Source organism: Streptomyces sp. NPDC024017 (genome assembly GCF_040638895.1).
GTDB lineage: Bacteria > Actinomycetota > Actinomycetes > Streptomycetales > Streptomycetaceae > Streptomyces.
The window spans coordinates 545,413-563,806 of record NZ_JBEZYZ010000001.1; the positions used below are offsets into that span (position 1 = coordinate 545,413).

At 68.6% G+C, this 18,394-nt stretch carries 17 protein-coding genes and 2 tRNA genes; 2 read left to right on the forward strand and 17 right to left on the reverse strand.

All coding sequences use genetic code 11. From position 1 onward, the window contains the following. Nucleotides 1-77 precede the first annotated feature (77 nt). From AB0G20_RS02510 to AB0G20_RS02530, 5 genes are all read right to left on the reverse strand, one after another. A complete protein-coding gene (locus AB0G20_RS02510; protein WP_004001297.1) occupies nt 78-1,097 on the reverse strand; it encodes a rod shape-determining protein in 1,020 nt (339 codons plus the stop codon). Nucleotides 1,098-1,373: 276 nt separating this feature from the next. After that, the gene (ndk, locus tag AB0G20_RS02515) at nt 1,374-1,787 is read right to left on the reverse strand and encodes a nucleoside-diphosphate kinase (RefSeq protein WP_031130869.1); all 414 of its coding nucleotides are present in this window, start codon (nt 1,785-1,787) and stop codon (nt 1,374-1,376) included. A gap of 65 nt (nt 1,788-1,852) precedes the next feature. Beyond that, nucleotides 1,853-2,212: a DUF4233 domain-containing protein gene (locus tag AB0G20_RS02520; protein WP_361294598.1), complete on the reverse strand. Its 360-nt coding sequence runs from the start codon at nt 2,210-2,212 to the stop codon at nt 1,853-1,855. A 5-nt stretch (nt 2,213-2,217) separates the two neighbouring features. Then, complete coding sequence (locus AB0G20_RS02525) at nt 2,218-3,741, reverse strand: folylpolyglutamate synthase/dihydrofolate synthase family protein (protein WP_361294601.1); 1,524 nt, start codon at nt 3,739-3,741, stop codon at nt 2,218-2,220. A gap of 188 nt (nt 3,742-3,929) precedes the next feature. Beyond that, on the reverse strand, nt 3,930-6,560 hold the full coding sequence (locus tag AB0G20_RS02530; RefSeq protein ID WP_361294604.1) for a valine--tRNA ligase: 2,631 nt from the start codon (nt 6,558-6,560) through the stop codon (nt 3,930-3,932). Between the two features lie 138 nt (nt 6,561-6,698). Here AB0G20_RS02530 and AB0G20_RS02535 point away from each other — a divergent pair, with 138 nt between their 5' ends. After that, complete coding sequence (locus AB0G20_RS02535; protein WP_361294607.1) at nt 6,699-7,655, forward strand: hypothetical protein; 957 nt, start codon at nt 6,699-6,701, stop codon at nt 7,653-7,655. 69 nt (nt 7,656-7,724) lie between these two features. Here the strand turns inward: AB0G20_RS02535 and clpX are convergent, their stop codons facing one another. The 5 genes from clpX to AB0G20_RS02560 all read right to left on the reverse strand — a co-directional run bounded on the left by clpX (nt 7,725) and on the right by AB0G20_RS02560 (nt 12,524). Continuing rightward, entirely contained in the window at nt 7,725-9,014 is a 1,290-nt protein-coding gene (clpX, locus tag AB0G20_RS02540; RefSeq protein WP_031130858.1) for an ATP-dependent Clp protease ATP-binding subunit ClpX, read from the reverse strand. A gap of 181 nt (nt 9,015-9,195) precedes the next feature. Next, nucleotides 9,196-9,903, reverse strand: a complete 708-nt coding sequence (locus AB0G20_RS02545; RefSeq protein WP_308400922.1) for an ATP-dependent Clp protease proteolytic subunit — start codon at nt 9,901-9,903, stop codon at nt 9,196-9,198. 108 nt (nt 9,904-10,011) lie between these two features. After that, entirely contained in the window at nt 10,012-10,617 is a 606-nt protein-coding gene (locus AB0G20_RS02550; protein WP_192234658.1) for an ATP-dependent Clp protease proteolytic subunit, read from the reverse strand. A gap of 247 nt (nt 10,618-10,864) precedes the next feature. Then, on the reverse strand, nt 10,865-12,253 hold the full coding sequence (tig, locus tag AB0G20_RS02555) for a trigger factor (protein WP_361294611.1): 1,389 nt from the start codon (nt 12,251-12,253) through the stop codon (nt 10,865-10,867). A 194-nt stretch (nt 12,254-12,447) separates the two neighbouring features. After that, nucleotides 12,448-12,524: transfer RNA gene (locus AB0G20_RS02560), tRNA-Pro, on the reverse strand. A gap of 164 nt (nt 12,525-12,688) precedes the next feature. On the opposite strand from AB0G20_RS02560, the gene AB0G20_RS02565 reads away from it, so the two are divergent. Next, nucleotides 12,689-12,762: transfer RNA gene (locus tag AB0G20_RS02565), tRNA-Gly, on the forward strand. A 66-nt stretch (nt 12,763-12,828) separates the two neighbouring features. Here AB0G20_RS02565 and AB0G20_RS02570 read toward each other — a convergent pair. The 7 genes from AB0G20_RS02570 to AB0G20_RS02600 all read right to left on the reverse strand — a co-directional run bounded on the left by AB0G20_RS02570 (nt 12,829) and on the right by AB0G20_RS02600 (nt 18,392). Beyond that, entirely contained in the window at nt 12,829-13,986 is a 1,158-nt protein-coding gene (locus AB0G20_RS02570; RefSeq protein ID WP_361294614.1) for a tyrosine-type recombinase/integrase, read from the reverse strand. Next, nucleotides 13,986-14,198, reverse strand: coding sequence for a helix-turn-helix domain-containing protein (locus tag AB0G20_RS02575; protein ID WP_361294617.1), 213 nt, complete (start codon nt 14,196-14,198; stop codon nt 13,986-13,988). The genes AB0G20_RS02570 and AB0G20_RS02575 overlap by 1 nt, the downstream gene beginning before the upstream one ends. Continuing rightward, entirely contained in the window at nt 14,191-15,588 is a 1,398-nt protein-coding gene (gene repSA, locus AB0G20_RS02580; RefSeq protein ID WP_361294620.1) for a replication initiator protein RepSA, read from the reverse strand. The genes AB0G20_RS02575 and repSA overlap by 8 nt, the downstream gene beginning before the upstream one ends. Before the next feature lie 276 nt (nt 15,589-15,864). Beyond that, nucleotides 15,865-16,170, reverse strand: coding sequence for a hypothetical protein (locus AB0G20_RS02585; protein WP_361294623.1), 306 nt, complete (start codon nt 16,168-16,170; stop codon nt 15,865-15,867). A gap of 11 nt (nt 16,171-16,181) precedes the next feature. After that, entirely contained in the window at nt 16,182-16,370 is a 189-nt protein-coding gene (locus AB0G20_RS02590) for a mobile element transfer protein (RefSeq protein WP_184593917.1), read from the reverse strand. Nucleotides 16,371-16,389: 19 nt separating this feature from the next. Continuing rightward, complete coding sequence (locus tag AB0G20_RS02595; protein WP_361294628.1) at nt 16,390-17,043, reverse strand: DUF2637 domain-containing protein; 654 nt, start codon at nt 17,041-17,043, stop codon at nt 16,390-16,392. Further along, nucleotides 17,040-18,392, reverse strand: coding sequence for an FtsK/SpoIIIE domain-containing protein (locus tag AB0G20_RS02600; RefSeq protein WP_361294631.1), 1,353 nt, complete (start codon nt 18,390-18,392; stop codon nt 17,040-17,042). Before AB0G20_RS02600 ends, AB0G20_RS02595 begins: the two co-directional genes overlap by 4 nt. Nucleotides 18,393-18,394: the final 2 nt, after the last annotated feature.

The window sequence follows — 18,394 nt, forward strand, 5'->3', positions numbered from 1 at the left end:
TGGGAGCTTATGCCTCTATATCAACGATCCGCCGTACGAGAGGAGATCGTCCCGTACGGCGGAATCGAAGAGTTATGTCATCTGCGCGGCTGGGCGTCCAGCACCTGCTGGAGCGCCTCGAACTCCTCGACGCACTTTCCGGATCCGAGCGCCACACTGTCCAGCGGGTCCTCGGCGATGTGGATCGGCATACCGGTCTCCCGGCGAAGCCGCTCGTCGAGACCCCTCAACAGCGCTCCGCCGCCGGTCAGAACGATTCCTCGGTCCATGATGTCGCCGGACAGCTCCGGCGGACACTTGTCGAGGGTCGTCTTGACGGCGTCGACGATCGCGTTGACCGGCTCCTCGATCGCCTTGCGGACTTCGGCGGCGGAGATGACCACGGTCTTCGGCAACCCGGAGACGAGGTCCCGGCCCCGGATTTCGGTGTGCTCGTCGGAGTCGAGGTCGTACGCCGAACCGATCGTGATCTTGATCTGCTCGGCCGTGCGCTCACCCAGCAGGAGCGAGTACTCCTTCTTGATGTGCTGGATGATCGCGTTGTCCAGTTCGTCGCCCGCGACACGGATGGACTGGGCGGTGACGATGCCGCCGAGGGAGATGACCGCGACCTCCGTGGTGCCGCCGCCGATGTCGACCACCATGTTGCCCGTGGCCTCGTGGACCGGCAGGCCGGAGCCGATGGCCGCGGCCATGGGCTCCTCGATGATGTGCACCTGACGGGCGCCGGCCTGGGACGACGCCTCGATGACGGCGCGGCGCTCGACGCCCGTGATGCCCGAGGGCACACAGACGACGACCCGCGGACGAGCCAGATACCGCCGCTTGTGGATCTTCAGAATGAAGTAACGGAGCATCCGCTCGGTGATCTCGAAGTCGGCGATCACGCCGTCCTTCAGCGGGCGAACGGCAACGATGTTGCCGGGCGTGCGCCCGATCATCTTCTTCGCTTCGGCGCCGACCGCGAGGATGCCACCGGTATTGGTGTTGATCGCGACGACGGACGGCTCGTTGAGTACGATCCCGCGACCCCTGACGTACACCAGCGTGTTGGCGGTCCCGAGGTCGACAGCCATGTCACGGCCGATGAACGACATTGAGTTCCCCATCAGGATTCGTCTGGCCTTCCCACTAGCTTTTGAGGGCTTATCAGGTAGGCAAAGGTGGGTGCTGTGACGTGAAGGCTTCCATCGTAGACGCGCCTTCGCGAACACTGCGGGAGGGTCTCCGCCATTGTCAGCAGATGCCGTCCGCATTCGCTTCTGGAGACGGGCGTTCGGGGCCCATCGTTCCCTCGATCGCCACGCATATGCCGCAAAGTCCGGGGGCCCCGGCCCCCAGACCCTGCCGTATGTGCTGGTGAGGTGCGGACGCTACGCCCGACCGGGGAAGAAAATCTTCACCTCGCGCTCGGCGGACTCCTCGGAGTCGGAGGCGTGGATCAGGTTCTCCCGGACGATCACACCGAAGTCGCCGCGGATGGAACCGGGCGCCGCGGCGATCGGGTCGGTCGGGCCGGCCAGCTGACGCACCCCTTCGATGACCCGCTCACCCTCGACGATCAACGCCACGACCGGGCCGGAGGCCATGAACTCCACCAGCGGCTCGTAGAAGGGCTTGCCCTTGTGCTCGCCGTAGTGCTGCTCCAGCGTGTCCTGGTCCAGGGTGCGCAGCTCCAGCGCGGTGATCGTCCAGCCCGCCTTGCGCTCGATGCGGCTGATGATCTCGCCTGTCAGGCCTCGACGAACGGCGTCGGGCTTGAGGAGGACGAGGGTGCGCTGGCTCACGACGGGCTCCTTATGGGTGAAGGTCTTGCGGTGGGACGAGATTACCCGGCGTGTCGGGGCGCCTGTTACGCAGCGTCAGGTGTGGAGGAGGAGGCCGCCTGGGCCGCGAATCTCGCCTTCGCCTCGTCCACCTTCCGCCCGTAGTGCACCGACGCCCACCACAGGGCCGCGAAGACCGCGCCCAGGAAGTACATGGTCGGCACGATGAATCCCGAGGCGATGAGCGCGATCTGCAGCGCCCAGCCGAGGGCGACCCCGCCCGGGCGCGTCACCAGGCCGCACAGCACCAGGCACAGGAACATCGCGACGCCGCTGACCGTCCACACCGTCGCCATGGACAGGTCCGGGTCCTTCATGGCGACCAGACCGGCGAATCCGATGACGAAGAACTCGCCGATCAGGGTCGAAGAACAGAGCATGCGCACGGGACTCAGCCCTTCCCCAGGAGCAGTCGGGCCTCGCCGACGGTGATGACGGAACCGGTGACGAGCACACCGCCGCCGGCGAACTCACCTTCCTCCTCGGCCAGCGTGATGGCTGCCTCCAGCGCGTCGGGCAGCCTCGGCTCGACCTGGACGCGCTCCTCGCCGAACACCTCCACCGCGATACCGGCGAGCTCGTCGGCGTCCATCGCACGGTGGCTGGAGTTCTGCGTGACCACGACCTCGGCGAACACCGGCTCGAAGGCCTCCAGCAGTCCCCGTACGTTCTTGTCGCCGCTCGCGCCGACCACGCCGATGAGGCGGCTGAACTGGAACGCCTCCCCGATCGCCTCGGCGGCCGCCCGGCCACCCGCCGGGTTGTGGGCGGCGTCCAGCACGACCGTCGGCGACCGGCGCACGACCTCCAGCCGGCCCGGCGAAGCCACGGCGGCGAAGGCCTTGCGGACCGTGTCCAGATCCAGCGCGTCGGCCCGCTGCGCGCCGACGCCGAAGAACGCCTCGACGGCGGCGAGCGCGACGGCCGCGTTGTGCGCCTGGTGCGCGCCGTGCAGCGGCAGGTACACCTCGGGGTACTCGCCGCCCAGCCCGCGCAGCGTCACCAGCTGCCCGCCGACGGCCACCTGCCGCTCGACGACACCGAACTCCAGCCCTTCCCGGGCCACGGTCGCGTCCACCTCGACGGCCTTCTTCAGCAGCACCTGCGCCGCGTCGACCGGCTGCTGCGCCATGATGACCGTCGCACCCTGCTTGATGATGCCGGCCTTCTCCGTGGCGATCTCGGCGTGCGTGGTGCCGAGCCGGTCGGTGTGGTCGAGGTCTATGGGCGTGACGACGGCGACGTCCCCGTCGATCACGTTCGTGGCGTCCCAGGAGCCACCCATGCCGACCTCCACGACGGCCACGTCGGCGGGGGCGTCGGCGAACGCCGCGTACGCCATGCCGGTGAGCACCTCGAAGAAGGACAGCCGGTACTCCTGGGAGGCGTCGACCATCTCCACGTACGGCTTGATGTCCTGGTACGTCTCGATGAACCGCTCGGGCGCGATGGGTGCGCCGTCGAGGCTGATGCGCTCGGTGATCGACTGCACGTGCGGCGAGGTGTAGCGGCCGGTGCGCAGCTCGAAGGCGCCGAGCAGGGCCTCGATCATGCGGGCCGTGGAGGTCTTGCCGTTCGTCCCCGTGATGTGGATCGACGGGTACGCCCGCTGCGGCTCCCCCAGCACGTCCATCAGCGCGGCGATACGGCTGACGGAGGGCTCCAGCTTGGTCTCGCCCCAGCGGGTGGCCAGCTCCGTCTCGACCTCGCGCAGGGCCTTGTCGACCTCGGGGTCGGCGGGGCGCGTGGGGATGTCGGCGTCGGGCGGGCCGCCCTGGGTGCGCAGGGTGCGACTGCCGGCTTCGATGACCGCGAGGTCGGGGTCGCGGTCGGTTTCCTCCGCGATGATCTCGTCGAAGGTGTTGAGGGGGTCGGGCTGGTCGTCGGCGTTGTGGTCTGGAGGGAGCTCGCTCACGGGGCCAGTCTACGGACGGGCGGTGACATCGGCCGGGGGTGGTTTGTGTCGTCCGGTGTATGCGGGTCTGTGGGGGCTTGTCGCGCCCACGCGGCGGATCCGTACATCGATACAGCCCCGCGCCCCCGAACTGCGCGAAGGCCCCCGGTGCCGACAAGCACCGGGGGCCTTCACACCGTACGAACGGGCTACGCCTGCGGCAGCCTCTCCAGCTGTGCCTGGATCCGCGCGATGTCCTCCTCCGCCTTGGCCAGGCGGGTGCGGATCTTGTCGACGACGTGGTCGGGGGCCTTCGCCAGGAACGCCTCGTTGCCGAGCTTGCCGTTGGCCTGGGACTTCTCCTTCTCCGCCGCCGCCAGGTCCTTCGCCAGGCGCTTGCGCTCCGCCGCCACGTCGATCGTGCCGGACAGGTCGAGGGCGACCTCGGCGCCGGCGACCGGGAGGGTGGCCGTGGCCGTGAAGGCGTCGCCCTCCGGCTGGAGGCGGAGCAGCTGGCGGATGGCCGCCTCGTGGGGCGCGAACCGCGTGCCGTCCAGGGTCAGCCGGGCCGGGACCCGCTGGCCGGGCTGGAGGCCCTGGTCGGCGCGGAAGCGGCGCACCTCGGTGATGACCGACTGGAGGCTCTCGATCTCACGCTCGGCGTCGGCGTCACGGAAGCCACTGTCCTTGGGCCAGTCGGCGATGACGACCGACTCCCCGCCGGTGAGCGTGGTCCACAGGGTCTCGGTGACGAACGGGACCACCGGGTGCAGCAGCTTCAGCGTGACGTCGAGGACCTCGCCGAGGACGCGCTTGGAGACCTCGGCCGCCTCGCCGCCCGCCTGGAACGTCGTCTTGGACAGCTCGACGTACCAGTCGAAGACCTCGTCCCACGCGAAGTGGAACAGGGCGTCGGAGAGCTTGGCGAACTGGTAGTCCTCGTAGAACGCGTCGACCTCGGCGACGACCGAGTTGAGCCGGGACAGGATCCAGCGGTCGGTCGCCGACATCTTCGAGGCGTCCGGCAGCGGGCCCTCGATCGTGGCGCCGTTCATCATCGCGAAGCGCGTCGCGTTCCAGATCTTGTTGGCGAAGTTCCGGGAGCCCTGGACCCAGTCCTCGCCGATCGGGACGTCGACGCCCGGGTTGGCGCCGCGGGCGAGGGTGAAGCGCAGGGCGTCGGAGCCGTACTTGTCCATCCAGTCCAGCGGGTTGACCGCGTTGCCGAAGGACTTCGACATCTTCTTGCCGAACTGGTCGCGGACCATGCCGTGCAGGGCGATGGTGTGGAACGGCGGGGTGCCGTCCATCGCGTACAGGCCGAACATCATCATCCGGGCGACCCAGAAGAAGAGGATGTCGTAGCCGGTGACCAGGACGGAGTTCGGGTAGAACTTCGCGAGCGACTCGGTCTGTTCGGGCCAGCCGAGCGTGGAGAACGGCCACAGGCCGGAGGAGAACCAGGTGTCGAGGACGTCGGTGTCCTGACGCCAGCCCTCGGCCTCGGTCCCGGGCGCCTCCTCGTCGGGGCCGACGCAGACGACCTCGCCGTTCGGGCCGTACCAGACCGGGATGCGGTGGCCCCACCACAACTGCCGCGAGATGCACCAGTCGTGGAGGTTGTCGACCCAGTCGAAGTAGCGCTTCTCCATCTCCTGCGGATGGATCTTGACGCGCCCGTCGCGGACGGCGTCACCGGCCGCCTTCGCGAGCGGGCCGACCTTGACCCACCACTGCATGGACAGCCGCGGCTCGATGGTCGTCTTGCAGCGCGAGCAGTGGCCGACCGAGTGGACGTACGGCCGCTTCTCGGCGACGATCCGGCCCTCGGCGCGCAGCGCGGCGACGATCGCCGAGCGGGCCTCCAGCCGGTCCAGGCCCTGGAAGGGGCCGTGGGCGGTGATGACCGCGTGCTCGTCCATGATCGTCAGGGCCGGGAGGTCGTGGCGCTGGCCGATCTCGAAGTCGTTCGGGTCGTGCGCCGGGGTCACCTTGACGGCGCCCGTGCCGAACTCGGGGTCGACGTGCTCGTCCGCGACGACCGGGATGGAGCGGTCGGTCAGCGGCAGCTTGACCAGCTTGCCGATCAGGTGCTTGTAGCGCTCATCCTCGGGGTGGACGGCGACGGCCGTGTCACCGAGCATCGTCTCGGCGCGGGTGGTGGCGACGACGATGGTGTCGTCCCCGTCGCCGTACTTCATGGAGACGAGCTCGCCGTCGTCGTCCTGGTACTCGACCTCGATGTCCGAGATGGCCGTCAGACAGCGGGGGCACCAGTTGATGATGCGCTCGGCGCGGTAGATCAGCTCGTCGTCGTAGAGCCGCTTGAAGATGGTCTGGACGGCCTGGGACAGACCCTCGTCCATCGTGAAGCGCTCGCGCGACCAGGCGACACCGTCGCCCAACCGCCGCATCTGGCCGCTGATCTGCCCGCCGGACTCGCCCTTCCACTGCCAGACGCGCTCGACGAACGTCTCACGGCCCAGGTCGTGACGGGACTTGCCCTCCTTGGCGAGCTCCCGCTCGACGACGTTCTGCGTGGCGATACCGGCGTGGTCCATGCCGGGCTGCCACAGCGTCTCGTAGCCCTGCATGCGCTTGCGGCGGGTCAGGGCGTCGATGAGCGTGTGCTCGAAGGCGTGCCCCAGGTGGAGCGAGCCGGTGACGTTCGGCGGCGGAATGACGATGGTGTACGGCGGCTTGTCGCTCTTCTCGTCCGCCTCGAAGTAACCACGCTCTACCCAGCGCTCGTACAGCGGCCCCTCTACGTCGGCCGGCGCGTACTGGGTCGGCAGGTCGGTGCTGGGCGCTGGTGGCTGCTGCTGAGCGTTCTCGGTCACGGGGGTCAGTTTAGAGGTGTCACCGCCCCGTCCCGAAACGCCTTTGCTTTGTAACGGTGGGGGCCCCGATGCCATGCACACGGCGGGTCTGCGCCAGGATGTCTGAAACACATAAGCATCTGGAGGGGAACCCAGAACATGAGCTACAACCAGCCGGGCCCGTACGGCGGGCAGCCCCAGCAGCCCGGTCCGTACGGCCAGCCGGGCCCGTACGGCCAGCCGCCGCAGGCGCCCCAGCCCGGCTACGGCTACCCCCAGCAGGCCCCTCCGCCCCAGCCCGGCTACGGCTACCCGCAGCAGGCCCCGCAGGGCGTCCCGCCCCAGCAGGGTTACGGCCAGCAGCCCCCGTACGGCCAGCAGCCGCCCTACGGCCAGGCTCCCTACGGCGTTCCGCAGCCCCCTACCCCGGGCGGCGGCAACAAGAAGACCGGCCTCATCCTCGGCGCGGTGGCGGTCGTGGTGGCCATCGGCGTGGGCGCGTACTTCGTGATCGGCGGAGGCGGCGGCGCGGGTGCCCTGGAGGACGACGGGCCGCACAAGCTGGCGACGCCGGCGAAGGTGCTCGGCGAGTACAACCGTGTCACGAAGGACGGGCAGACGGTCGGTGACGACTCCACCAAGGAGTTGGAGAAGAGCGGCGTCAAGAACGGCAAGTCCGTGCTGGGCTCCTACTCAACGGTGGACATGAGCAAGTACGACCCGACCGATCCGTCCTCGGCTGCCCAGATGGCGACAGCCAAGGGCGTTACGTTCATCGGCGTCTACGGCGAGGTCTCCGACCCCGAGGCAGCGTTGGACACGTTCTTCTCGAACTTCAAGAAGTCGTCGGAAGAAGGCTCCAGCAGCAGCGGCAAAAAGACCAAGCTGATCGGCGAGCCCGAAGAGGCCGACCTCGAGGGCGCGGTCATGAAGTGCCAGGCGGCCAAGGGGCAGGACCCGTCGACCAAGAAAGGCAAGACCGACTGGTTCTGCGCGTGGGCCGACTACAGCACGGTCGCGATGGTCTCGCCGGGTCAGGTGAGCGCGGGCATCACCAAGGACGTCGCGATCGACATCACGACCAAGCTCCGCCCGGAGATCCGCGTCAAGGCCTGACGACGCTCAGCGGACAACAGGAAGGGCCCCGGTCGTCGACCGGGGCCCTTCCTGTTCAAGCCTGCTGTGTCACGCCGTCTTCTGCTCGCCCGGGCCGCGTCCGTTGCGCGCGTCCCGCGGGATCAGCGTCGGGTTGACGTTCGACTGGACGACGTCCGCCGTGATGACGACCCGGGCCACGTCCTTGCGGGACGGGACCTCGTACATCACGCCCTGGAGGACTTCCTCCATGATGGCGCGCAGGCCGCGCGCGCCGGTCTGGCGGAGGATGGCCTGGTCGGCGATGGCTTCCAGGGCCTCGCGCTCGAAGTCCAGCTCCACACCGTCGAGTTCGAACAGGCGCTCGTACTGCTTGACGAGCGCGTTGCGCGGCTCGACGAGGATCTGGAGCAGGGCCTCGCGGTCGAGGTTGTGGACCGAGGTGATGACCGGGAGACGGCCGATGAACTCGGGGATCATGCCGAACTTGACCAGGTCCTCCGGCATGACCTCCTGGAACTGGTCCTTGGACTCCATCTCGCGCTTGGAGCGGATCTGCGCGCCGAAGCCGATGCCCTTGGCGCCGGCCCGGGACTCGATGATCTTCTCCAGTCCGGCGAAGGCACCGCCCACGATGAACAGCACGTTCGTCGTGTCGATCTGGATGAACTCCTGGTGGGGGTGCTTGCGGCCGCCCTGCGGCGGGACCGAGGCCGTGGTGCCCTCCAGGATCTTCAGCAGGGCCTGCTGGACGCCCTCGCCCGAGACGTCGCGGGTGATCGAGGGGTTTTCACTCTTCCTCGCGACCTTGTCGATCTCATCGATGTAGATGATCCCGGTCTCGGCCTTCTTGACGTCGTAGTCGGCCGCCTGGATCAGCTTGAGCAGGATGTTCTCGACGTCCTCGCCGACGTATCCCGCCTCGGTGAGGGCCGTGGCGTCGGCGATCGCGAAGGGGACGTTCAGCATGCGCGCGAGAGTCTGCGCGAGGAGCGTCTTGCCGGAGCCCGTGGGGCCGAGGAGCAGGATGTTGGACTTCGCCAACTCGATGGCGTCGTCACGGCCGTTCGCCCCGCCGTTCTCGCCGGCCTGGACTCGCTTGTAGTGGTTGTAGACCGCTACGGAGAGGGCCTTCTTGGCGGCCTCCTGGCCGACCACATAGCCCTCGAGGAACTCGTAGATCTCGCGGGGCTTCGGGAGTTCCTCCCAGCGGACCTCGCTGGTCTCCGCCAGCTCTTCCTCGATGATCTCGTTGCAGAGGTCGATGCACTCGTCGCAGATGTACACACCGGGCCCTGCGATGAGCTTCTTGACCTGCTTCTGGCTCTTGCCGCAGAACGAGCACTTGAGCAGATCGCCGCCGTCACCGATGCGTGCCACGGTGTGCTTCCCCTTCGCCTGGGAGACTCCTGGACGTCAACGTCCAGCGGACTCCTGGTGCTGCCTTATGTCCGACGGTACCTTGCCGGGCCCCCCGTTCGGGCCCCCCTTGGCACGGTTCGCTTTGACGTGAACCGAGCCAAACCATGCCAAGGGGCGGCAGACGTTACAGCCTCTCGCGTCAGCGCAGGCTCGAGTTGTCCATCTTCCGGGTGCTGATGACCTGGTCGATCAGGCCGTAGCTCAGCGCGTCCTCGGCCGTGAGGATCTTGTCGCGCTCGATGTCCTCGCGGATCTTCTCGACCGGCGTGGTGGAGTGCTTGGCCAGCATCTCCTCCAGCTGCGAGCGCATCCGGAGGATCTCGTTCGCGGCGATCTCCAGGTCGGACACCTGACCGCGGCCGGTCTCGCTGTACGGCTGGTGGATCAGAACGCGCGCGTTCGGCAGGGCCATGCGCTTGCCCGCCGTGCCGGCGGCCAGCAGGACGGCGGCGGCGGAGGCGGCCTGACCCATGCAGACCGTCTGGATGTCCGGCTTCACGTACTGCATCGTGTCGTAGATCGCGGTGAGCGCCGTGAAGGAGCCGCCGGGGCTGTTGATGTAGACCGAGATGTCACGGTCGGGGTCCATCGACTCCAGGCACAGCAGCTGCGCCATGACGTCGTTGGCGGAGGCGTCGTCGATCTGGACGCCGAGGAAGATCACGCGCTCCTCGAAGAGCTTCGCGTACGGGTCGTACTCGCGGATGCCCTGGGAGGTGCGCTCGACGAAGCGCGGAATGATGTAGCGGGACTCGGCCTGCGGGCCGGTGTAGCGGCCCTGCGAGGCGCTCATGTCCTGCACGGCGTTCATACGGTCGTAGATCCCGCTGCCGGGGAACTGGTTCACGGTGTCTCCTGAAAGGGCTGAGGCGGTCGGCTGGGGCTGTCTGGGGTCGCTGGGGCCCGGGAGGGCTCCGTGGGCCTCACGGGGCGCCACAGGCCCCGTGGGGACCGCTCAGGCCCCGGTGCCGCCGCCGCCCGGCATGCCGGCGGCCGTGGGAATGACGTCGTCGATGAGGCCGTACTCCTTGGCCTCGAAGGCGTCGAACCAGCGGTCGCGGTCCGAGTCGCGGGTGATCTGCTCGACCGTCTGCCCCGTGTGCTGGGACGTGAGCTCGGCCATGCGCTTCTTGGTGTGCAGCAGCCGCTCGGCGTGGATCTTGATGTCCGAGGCCGAGCCGGCGAGGCCGGCGGAGGGCTGGTGGATCAGAATCTCGGCGTTCGGCAGCGCGAAGCGCTTGCCGGGGGTGCCGGCGCTGAGCAGGAACTGGCCCATCGAGGCCGCGAGGCCCATGGCGATGGTGACCACGTCGTTCTTGATGAACTGCATGGTGTCGTAGATCGCCATGCCGGCCGTGATGGAACCGCCGGGGCTGTTGATGTACAGGTAGATGTCCTTGTCCGGGTCGGCGGCAAGGAGCAGCAGCTGTGCGGTGATCTTGTTCGCGATGTCGTCGTCGACCGGCTGGCCGAGGAAGATGATCCGCTCGTTGAGCAGCCGGTTGTAGACCTGGTCGCCGAGGCCACCACCGATGGAAGGCTCGCCGGCGGCTGAAGGCATCAGATTCGTCACGTATCCACCTGCTCGTCTTACGACGGCGCCGGGCCGTCTCACGTTTCCCTAGGGGCTAGGAGCCGTTCGGGGACTCCACTGCCCTCGTATTCATGGACCCTAACGCGCGGGTCCCTTCGGGGAATCCCGGAGATGGGAGTGTTCGCCGGGGGCGTAGCGACTCGGGGGCTCGTACGACGGGAGGGCCCGGGGTTCACACCCCGGGCCCTCCCCGCGATTCAACCGGTGCCGGGGCTCAGCCCTCGGTCTTCTCCTCGGCCGGGGCGTCCTCGGCCGGGGTCTCCTCGGCGGAGGCCTCGGTGGTCTCCTCGTCCTCGTCGTCGAGGTCGATGATCTCGCCGTTGGTGTCCTTGACCGTGGCCTTCTCGACCACGACGGCCAGGGCCTTGCCGCGGGCGACCTCGCCGACCAGGAGCGGAACCTGGCCACCCTCGACGACCGCCTGCGCGAACTGGTCGGGGGACATGCCGGAGGAGGCCGCACGACGCATGAGGTGCTCGGTGAGCTCCTCCTGGTTGACGTTCAGCTTCTCCTGCTTGACGAGCTCGTCGAGCACGAACTGGGTCTTGATGCCCTTGACCGCGGCTTCCTTGGTCTCGGCGTCGAACTCCTCCTCGCTCTTGCCCTGGATCTCCAGGTACTTCGCGAGGTCGAGGCCCATCTGGCCGAGCTGGTGGTGCTCGAGGTTGTGCTTGCGGGTGTTGATCTCGTCCTCGAGCAGCTTCTCGGGGACCGGGACCTCGACCAGCTCGAGCAGCTTCTCCAGGACGCGCTCCTGGGCCTGCGTGGCCTGGTCGTACTGCTTCATGTTCTCGAGGCGCTTGCGGCTGTCCGCGCGCAGCTCCTCGATGGTGTCGAACTCGGAGGCGAGCTGCGCGAACTCGTCGTCCAGCTCGGGGAGTTCACGCTTGGCGACCTGGGTGACCTTGACGGTGACCTCGGCCTCCTTGCCGGCGGCGGAGCCGCCCTTGAGCTCGGAGGTGAAGGTGGCCTCGCCACCGGCCTCCAGGCCCTTCACGGCGTCGTCGATGCCTTCCAGCAGCTCACCGGAGCCGATGGTGTAGGAGACGCCGTCGGCGACGCCGTCCTCGAGGACCTCGCCGTCGACCTTGGCCTGCAGGTCGATCGTCAGGACGTCGCCGTCCTCGGCGGCACGCTCGACCGGGGCGGTGGAGGCGAAGCGCTCGCGCAGCTCCTCGACGGCCTTGTCGACGTCCTCGTCGGTGACCTCGACCGCGTCGACCTCGACCTCGATGCCGGAGAAGTCCGGGATCTCGATGGACGGGCGGATGTCGACCTCGGCGGTGAAGTTCAGCGTCTCGCCGTCCTTCAGCTCCGTGATGTCGACCTCGGGCTGGCCCAGCACGCTGAGCTCGGCCTCGTTGACCGCGTCGGTGTAGAACTTCGGAAGCGCGTCGTTGACCGCCTCCTCCAGAACCGCACCGCGGCCGAACCGCTGGTCGATGACCCGGGCCGGGACCTTGCCCTTGCGGAAGCCCTTCACCGTGACCTGCTGGTTGATCTTCTTGTACGCCGCGTCGAGGCTGTCCTTGAGCTCCTCGAAGGGCACCTCGACAGTGAGCCGAACCCGAGTCGGGTTCAGGGTCTCCACGGCGCTCTTCACGGTTCGGTCTCCTTGTGGCTGACTTCTTGGTTTCTGCCGGGGCCAGAACGGCCCGGCGGATTTCGCCGCCCGGAGGACTGCAGACGATGAGACACACGGGCGTGCAGCTTGCATAGTAACGGCAGCGACTACACCGCCCAAAAGGCGATCACGCGAGTGACCGGATGGACGATCACGCGAGATGATCGAGTGGCTGGTCGGGGTGGCGGGATTTGAACCCACGGCCTTCCGCTCCCAAAGCGGACGCGCTACCAAGCTGCGCCACACCCCGTCTGGTGCGACACGTAGGGTACATGCCGCCAGGCGGTGTGGCCGCCGCAATTCCACAGGGTCCGTGCCGCGTCCGCTCCGGCGGGAATGCGGTGTGCGACAAAGGGGGCCGACCCGCTACGATGCCTTCAGTGCCGCGGTCACCCGACCTGCGGCGCGTGCTGTGCGGGCGTAGCTCAATGGTAGAGCCCTAGTCTTCCAAACTAGCTACGCGGGTTCGATTCCCGTCGCCCGCTCCAAGTAACTCAGGGCCAGGTCAGAGGATCATTCCTCGACCTGGCCCTGAGTGTTTCCGGGGGCTGCGTTCAGTCCGGCGTGTCCCCCGCGTGCCCCTCCGGTTCCTGATCGTGCTTCCGCTTGGGCTTGCGGCCCTTGTCGACCAGGTCGCTCAGGGCGTCGGCGATCAGCCGGTCACGCGCGGCGCTCGCGTGCTGGTAGATCAGTGCGGCCCGGGTGGTGCTGTGGCCCATGCGCGCCATCAGCTCACGCGTACTCGCCCCCGTGGAGGCCGCCAGGGTATTGCCCGTGTGCCGAAGATCATGGAAGTGCAGGCCCTTGATCCCGGCGTCACTGCACGCCTTGCGCCACAGCCGGTTGAAGTGGTTCCGGCGAGGAGTCGCCCCCTTGGCGCCGAGGAACACCCGGCCGTCGGCGCCGGCCTCCGCGTACCGCTCCAGGTGGTCCCGGATGTCCGGGGCGATCGCTGCCGGGATGGAGACGGTGCGCTTGCCCGCAGCGCTCTTGGGCGCCTTGATCTCGCGCTGTCCGTTGAACAGCTCGGCAACGGCCCGGCGGACGCGCACGGTGCCGTGGTCCAGGTCGATGTCCCGGCGATGCAGCCCGATCAGCTCACCCCAGCGCAGGCCGAGGAATCCGGCCATCAGCACGAGCACCCGGTAGTGGGGCTGCATGGCTTCGGCCAGGTCGTAGACCTCCTGCACGGTGGCGGTCGGCCGCTCCGGGGTGTGCACGGTGCTGGCGCCCTTGATCGTGCACGGGTTGCGCCTGATCATCTGGTCGGCGACGGCCGTGCCCATGATCGCGCGCAGCAGGGCGTAGGCCTTGGCGACCGTGGTCGGGCCGGTGCCGGACGCGAGCTTGTCAGCGCGCCAGCGCCGCACGAGCGGGGGCGAGATCTCCGCGACGTTGACGGCCCCGAAGGCGGGTTCAAGGTGGTGCCGCAGGAGCGAGCCGTAGAGCTGCCGTGTCGTGGTGGTCAGCTCGCGTTCCTTGATCCAGGCAGCGGCATACTCGCCGAACGCAATCTTCCCGGCGTCGGGGTCGTGCCAGTCCCCGCGCCGAAGCTCGGTCTGCTTGTCGGCAAGCCAGTCGTCCGCATCCTTCTTGGTGCGGAACGTGTGGGGCGCAGGCCGAAGCTGCCCGTCAGGGCCGAGGTAGCGAGCCTGATAGCGGCCAGACGGGAGCTTGCGGACCCGGCCAAAGTGCCGGCGCTTCCCTGCCATCAGGCAGCCACCCCCCGAAGCACCGCACCACACCGACGCGGCTGCACCGTGTTGGCCTCGATGAACTCGCGAACCGCGCTCTCGGGGATCCGGACGTGACGGCCCACCTTCACGTACGTGATGCGCCGCTCCTCGATGAGGCGCCGGGGGAAACGCACGGTCGTGCCGAGCAGCTCGGCGACCTGGTCGACGTTGAGGTACCGCTCATCCATGGTCGTGTTCTCCTTCCTGACGCAGGTCAGCGAGGGCTTCGCGTGCGGTCTCACGGTTCATCTGGATGTCTCGGCGGATGGTGGCTGCGACCCAGGACTCACCGGGGGTGTAGCCATGCCCGGCGTAGGTCCAGTGGGCGAGGGTGAGCGTGGTTGCCTCCGGGGCGTCGTCGGGGTCGGGCAGGCCGAGCGCTTCGCGCTGCTGGGCGGCGCGGTAGTCGGCGCGGGTCTGACGCAGGGCACCGAGGGTGGTGGAGTAGCGGCGGGACTTGGTGGAGAAGTGGCCCCGGAAGCCGAGCATGTGGGCCCAGTTGCGCAGCTTCCGGTCCGGGTAGAGCGGATGCAGGTCCAGGCAGGTCTCGATCAACCGGCGCGGGTGGTCGGGGACGCCGAGCAGAACCGCGGCTTCCTTGTTGCCGATTCGCCGGTCGACGGTGCCGGTGGTCTCGGCGGCCTTGGTGGCGTACTTGGCCAGGTAGGACGCGACCGCCTGTTCGGTGATCTCCTCGCCCTCGTCGAAGGCCTTGATGGGGCGCACGTCGAGTTGCGAGCCCCAACTCAGCGTTCGGGCCGGTTGGTCACCAGCCGAGGGCACGTCGACCTCGACTCGGGCAGCAGCGGCGCGGATCGCGCCGGTGAGCAGGTCGAGGGTGGCCCAGGCCGGGGGCGGGGTGTCGGGTCCCTCCGGCCCGTCGAAGCGGATCACTGCGTGAAAGTGGACGGCCCCCCGCTTCTGGTACTCGGCGACCTTGCCAAAGGACAGCCGGGACTGCTCCCGTGCGGCTTTCTGAGTCAGTCCGGCCCGCTTGGCGATCTCCCGACGCAGGTAGATCGTGAAGTACCGCCACAGCTCGGAGGCGTGGTTGTTCCACAGCACCGCGCCCGCGTAGTCGTACGTCGACGGGTCGAGCGGCGTCCCTAGCTCGGGAGCATCATCGGCGTGGCGGGTGCCGCAGGCGCAGGGCCGGTTGCCGGGACGGTTGTGCACGGGGCCGAAGGACGGGGCGGTGAGGGTGGCGAAGACCCTGGGGTGATCACGGACGGCGTGCGGGGTCCCCTTGTTCGGATCACCGACGAGCCCGGCCCGAATGAGGTGATAGGTGTCCCCCGCGTAGGTCCAGGCACAGGCCGGGCAACGGGAAGCGCGCCGGTTGCCGCAGGCGAGGCGGAGCATGCCGCCCGGCTCCTGGTCGGTGCTGTAGGCGTGCAGGACATGGCCGGTTGCGCGGTCGAGGGTCTTGGTCGCGCCGACGAGGCGGATCGGGTCGGCGCAGCCTCCGGTGCGCTTGATCTGTTCTTGCCAGCGGTCGAAGTCGGCCGACCCGGCCACCCTCAGCACGTCGGAGAGGGTGGCCGGGTCGAGACCCGCCAGCGTGGCGGTGTCGGTCACGCGATCACTTCCCGACCCGAGCGATCAGGGCCGGGACGGCGTGGCCGGTGCCCTGGCAGACGTGGCAGACGACGCGCAGGAGGATTCGGGAGCCGTCGCGGTGGCGCCCACCGGTGGTGATCGCGACGACACAGAAGCCATCGCAATGACGGCAGACCGGACGGTTCGGTGCGTGAAGCGGCATGATGAGTGGGCCCTTTCTGGTCGAGAGATCTGGAAGAGGTGGAGCCGTCCGGGGCGGCGGATACTTGGCGGTTGAGGCCGCCCCGGAGGGCGTTACTTGCCCAGCGCGCGTGAGGACCTCCGGCGCTTGGACGTGCGGCTGATCGTGTAGCTGATGCCGCAGGAAGCCGACAGGATCGAGACGATCGAAGCGGCGATGATCTGGCTGACGTAGGCGATCACCAGCAGGACCGCGACGGATCCGACGGTGATCACGAGGGTCAGAACGATGGGGCCGGTGTAGGAGCGCGGAGCCTCCTGCACGATCACGACACGGCGCATGTCGGTCCCGGGCGGGAGCTGGCGGTACACGTCGGCCGGGATGTGCCCGGCGCGGAGCTGTTCGTCAGGCAGACGCATGTCAGCTCTCCTCAGGCGGGGCAGCGGTGGGTGCGGGCGGCGAGTTCAGCCGCCGACCGGTTGCCGTGTTCGGTGGAGAACCCGCACTTCGGCGCGGTGCAGGCGGCGGCGTGCCGGGTCTGTCCCCGGCCGTTGTTGAAGGAGCCGACCTCAACGGGACCGATGCGGATCACGTCGAAGAAGCGGTTCGGACGTGCCATGGGTGGACCTCCTTGTCTCTCATGCGAGTTGGGTGACGATCTGGTCGGCGAGCGACTCGGGAACCCCCAGTCGGGCGCGCAGGGTGGCGGAGTCGATGTCGGCACCGGTGCGGGCACGGTGGTCAGTGGCGATCTTCCGGGCGTGGTCGACCAAGGCCGGAGGGACCGTCGGGGACGCTTGGGGCAGAGCTGGAGCCGGAGCAGGCGTGGAGATCTGCTCGGTTGCGTCGTCCGCAGCGGGTGGGCTGTCAGGTTCGAGTGCCGGGGCTGCGGGTGCCGGCGGAACCGGCGCGCGGTCATCGGCCGGGTCGGGTGCGGGTGAGTGGGCGAGCAGGGTCCCGCCCATGAAAGCCAGGGCGGGCCAGGCCGCGACCAGGATTCGGAGCCAGGCCGGAACGTGATTCAGGTCGAGGAGCCCAGCGGTAGCGACGTTGGCGCCGAGCGAGGCGACCAGGGCGATCAGGAACCAGCACCAGGCCAGCCGGGACGGGCCGTCTGTGCGCAGTCGTCGCCAGGCCGCGACCAAGAGCAGGTCGACACTGACCGGGTAGGCCCAGGCCTTCCATCCGGACTGCCCCGCGGCCTCCGCCAAGTCGTGCAAGTGGGCGAAGGACAGCGCCCCGGCGATCACGGCCTGTACGAGTACAGCGTCAGGGCGGAGCGAGCGGGTCATGTGCCCATCTCCTTGGCTGGCCTCGGGCTGACCAGTGGCGGTGCATGCTCCGGCGCCGGGATGGGACGGACGGTGGGCCGGAACGGAGCCAGGAACGGCAGCCCCGGAGTCAGGTCGGCGTACTGGCGGCACGCGGCCACGACTTCATCGGAGGAAGTCTCGGGGGTGCGGATGCGAGACCAGCCGCCCGAGGTGTCGCCAGCCACGGCCACGCCTGGACGATCCGGGGCGATGGTGGTCGCGGCCATCACGGCATCGGGGGCGATGTCGCCCAACCCCATCTCGGCCGTCTGCTTGTCGTTGACCCGGTGCACCACACGGCCCGTGAGCTGGGCGCGCAGCGCAGTCGCGCCCCTGCCGAGGTCGGAACCGAAGCGCTGCCCACAGACCTCCAGGAAGATCCCGACCGCACGGGCCATCTGGCCCAGCCGGACCATCTGCATGACCGACCGGTCCCGGCGTTCCTCGTCCTTCTTCGAGGTCACCAGAAACAGTTCGGCCACCTCGTCGACCAGGACGACCAACGGCACCGGCCGCACCTTCTGCGGGAGCTCCCACAGGTCCGAGGCTCCGTGGTCGGCCAGGAGGTCGAAGCGCTGTTCCATCTCCCCCACCAGCGCATCCAGCAGGCTGGTGGCATCGTCCGGTGTCGTGACCAGAGCGGATAGGCGGGGCGCGTAGCGGTTCTGCTCGACACCGCGCTTGCAGTCGATGCCGACCAGGCCCACCGGCAGCCGGGCAAGGCCCTTGATCAGGTTGCGCTGATACATGGACTTGCCGGACTGGTTCGCGCCCAGTGTCAGGGCCATGGGGACCTTGCGGTAGTCCCGCTCGAACACCGACCCGTCCTCCCGGAGTGCCACCGGCACCACGAGGTCACGAGGCTGCGCCGTGCGAGGGAGCCGGACCCGGTTGAGGACGTCGTAGCCGGTCATCCGCAGCTCGACGTACCCCGGCTTGGTCTCCGCCACGGTCACCGACCGCACGCCCCAGGCGTGACGGAGTCGCTCGGAGGACGCGGCGATGTCAGCCGGTTCCAGACCAGCCGGGAGCCGGAGCGAGACTGTCAGCCCGGTCGAGGTCGGGCGAACCCGGCGAACCTTGGGCGGCACCGGCCGCACCTCACTGCGGGCGACGTTCCGAGCCACGAAGGCCCGCAGGCGAGACGGCTGAACCGTCAGCCCGCAGACCTCCATCGTCGACCGATACGTCCAGGTGAACCGGCCCCAGGTGACCGGCAGACCGACCAGCGACCAGTACACGCGCGGGGCGTGGACCTTCGCGTAGCCGAGTCCACCGGCACCGGCTGCCGCCGTGCCCAGCTCCAGCCAGACAGACAGGTCAGTCATGG

Coding starts and splice junctions, on each gene's coding strand:
- AB0G20_RS02550 (WP_192234658.1), bottom strand. CDS start 10,617: ATGCCTTCAGCCGCCGGCGAGCCTTCCATCGGTGGTGGCCTCGGCGAC.
- AB0G20_RS02575 (WP_361294617.1), bottom strand. CDS start 14,198: ATGGATGAGCGGTACCTCAACGTCGACCAGGTCGCCGAGCTGCTCGGC.
- AB0G20_RS02510 (WP_004001297.1), bottom strand. CDS start 1,097: ATGTCGTTCATCGGCCGTGACATGGCTGTCGACCTCGGGACCGCCAAC.
- AB0G20_RS02535 (WP_361294607.1), top strand. CDS start 6,699: ATGAGCTACAACCAGCCGGGCCCGTACGGCGGGCAGCCCCAGCAGCCC.
- AB0G20_RS02595 (WP_361294628.1), bottom strand. CDS start 17,043: ATGACCCGCTCGCTCCGCCCTGACGCTGTACTCGTACAGGCCGTGATC.
- AB0G20_RS02585 (WP_361294623.1), bottom strand. CDS start 16,170: ATGCGTCTGCCTGACGAACAGCTCCGCGCCGGGCACATCCCGGCCGAC.
- AB0G20_RS02590 (WP_184593917.1), bottom strand. CDS start 16,370: ATGGCACGTCCGAACCGCTTCTTCGACGTGATCCGCATCGGTCCCGTT.
- AB0G20_RS02570 (WP_361294614.1), bottom strand. CDS start 13,986: ATGGCAGGGAAGCGCCGGCACTTTGGCCGGGTCCGCAAGCTCCCGTCT.
- AB0G20_RS02600 (WP_361294631.1), bottom strand. CDS start 18,392: ATGACTGACCTGTCTGTCTGGCTGGAGCTGGGCACGGCGGCAGCCGGT.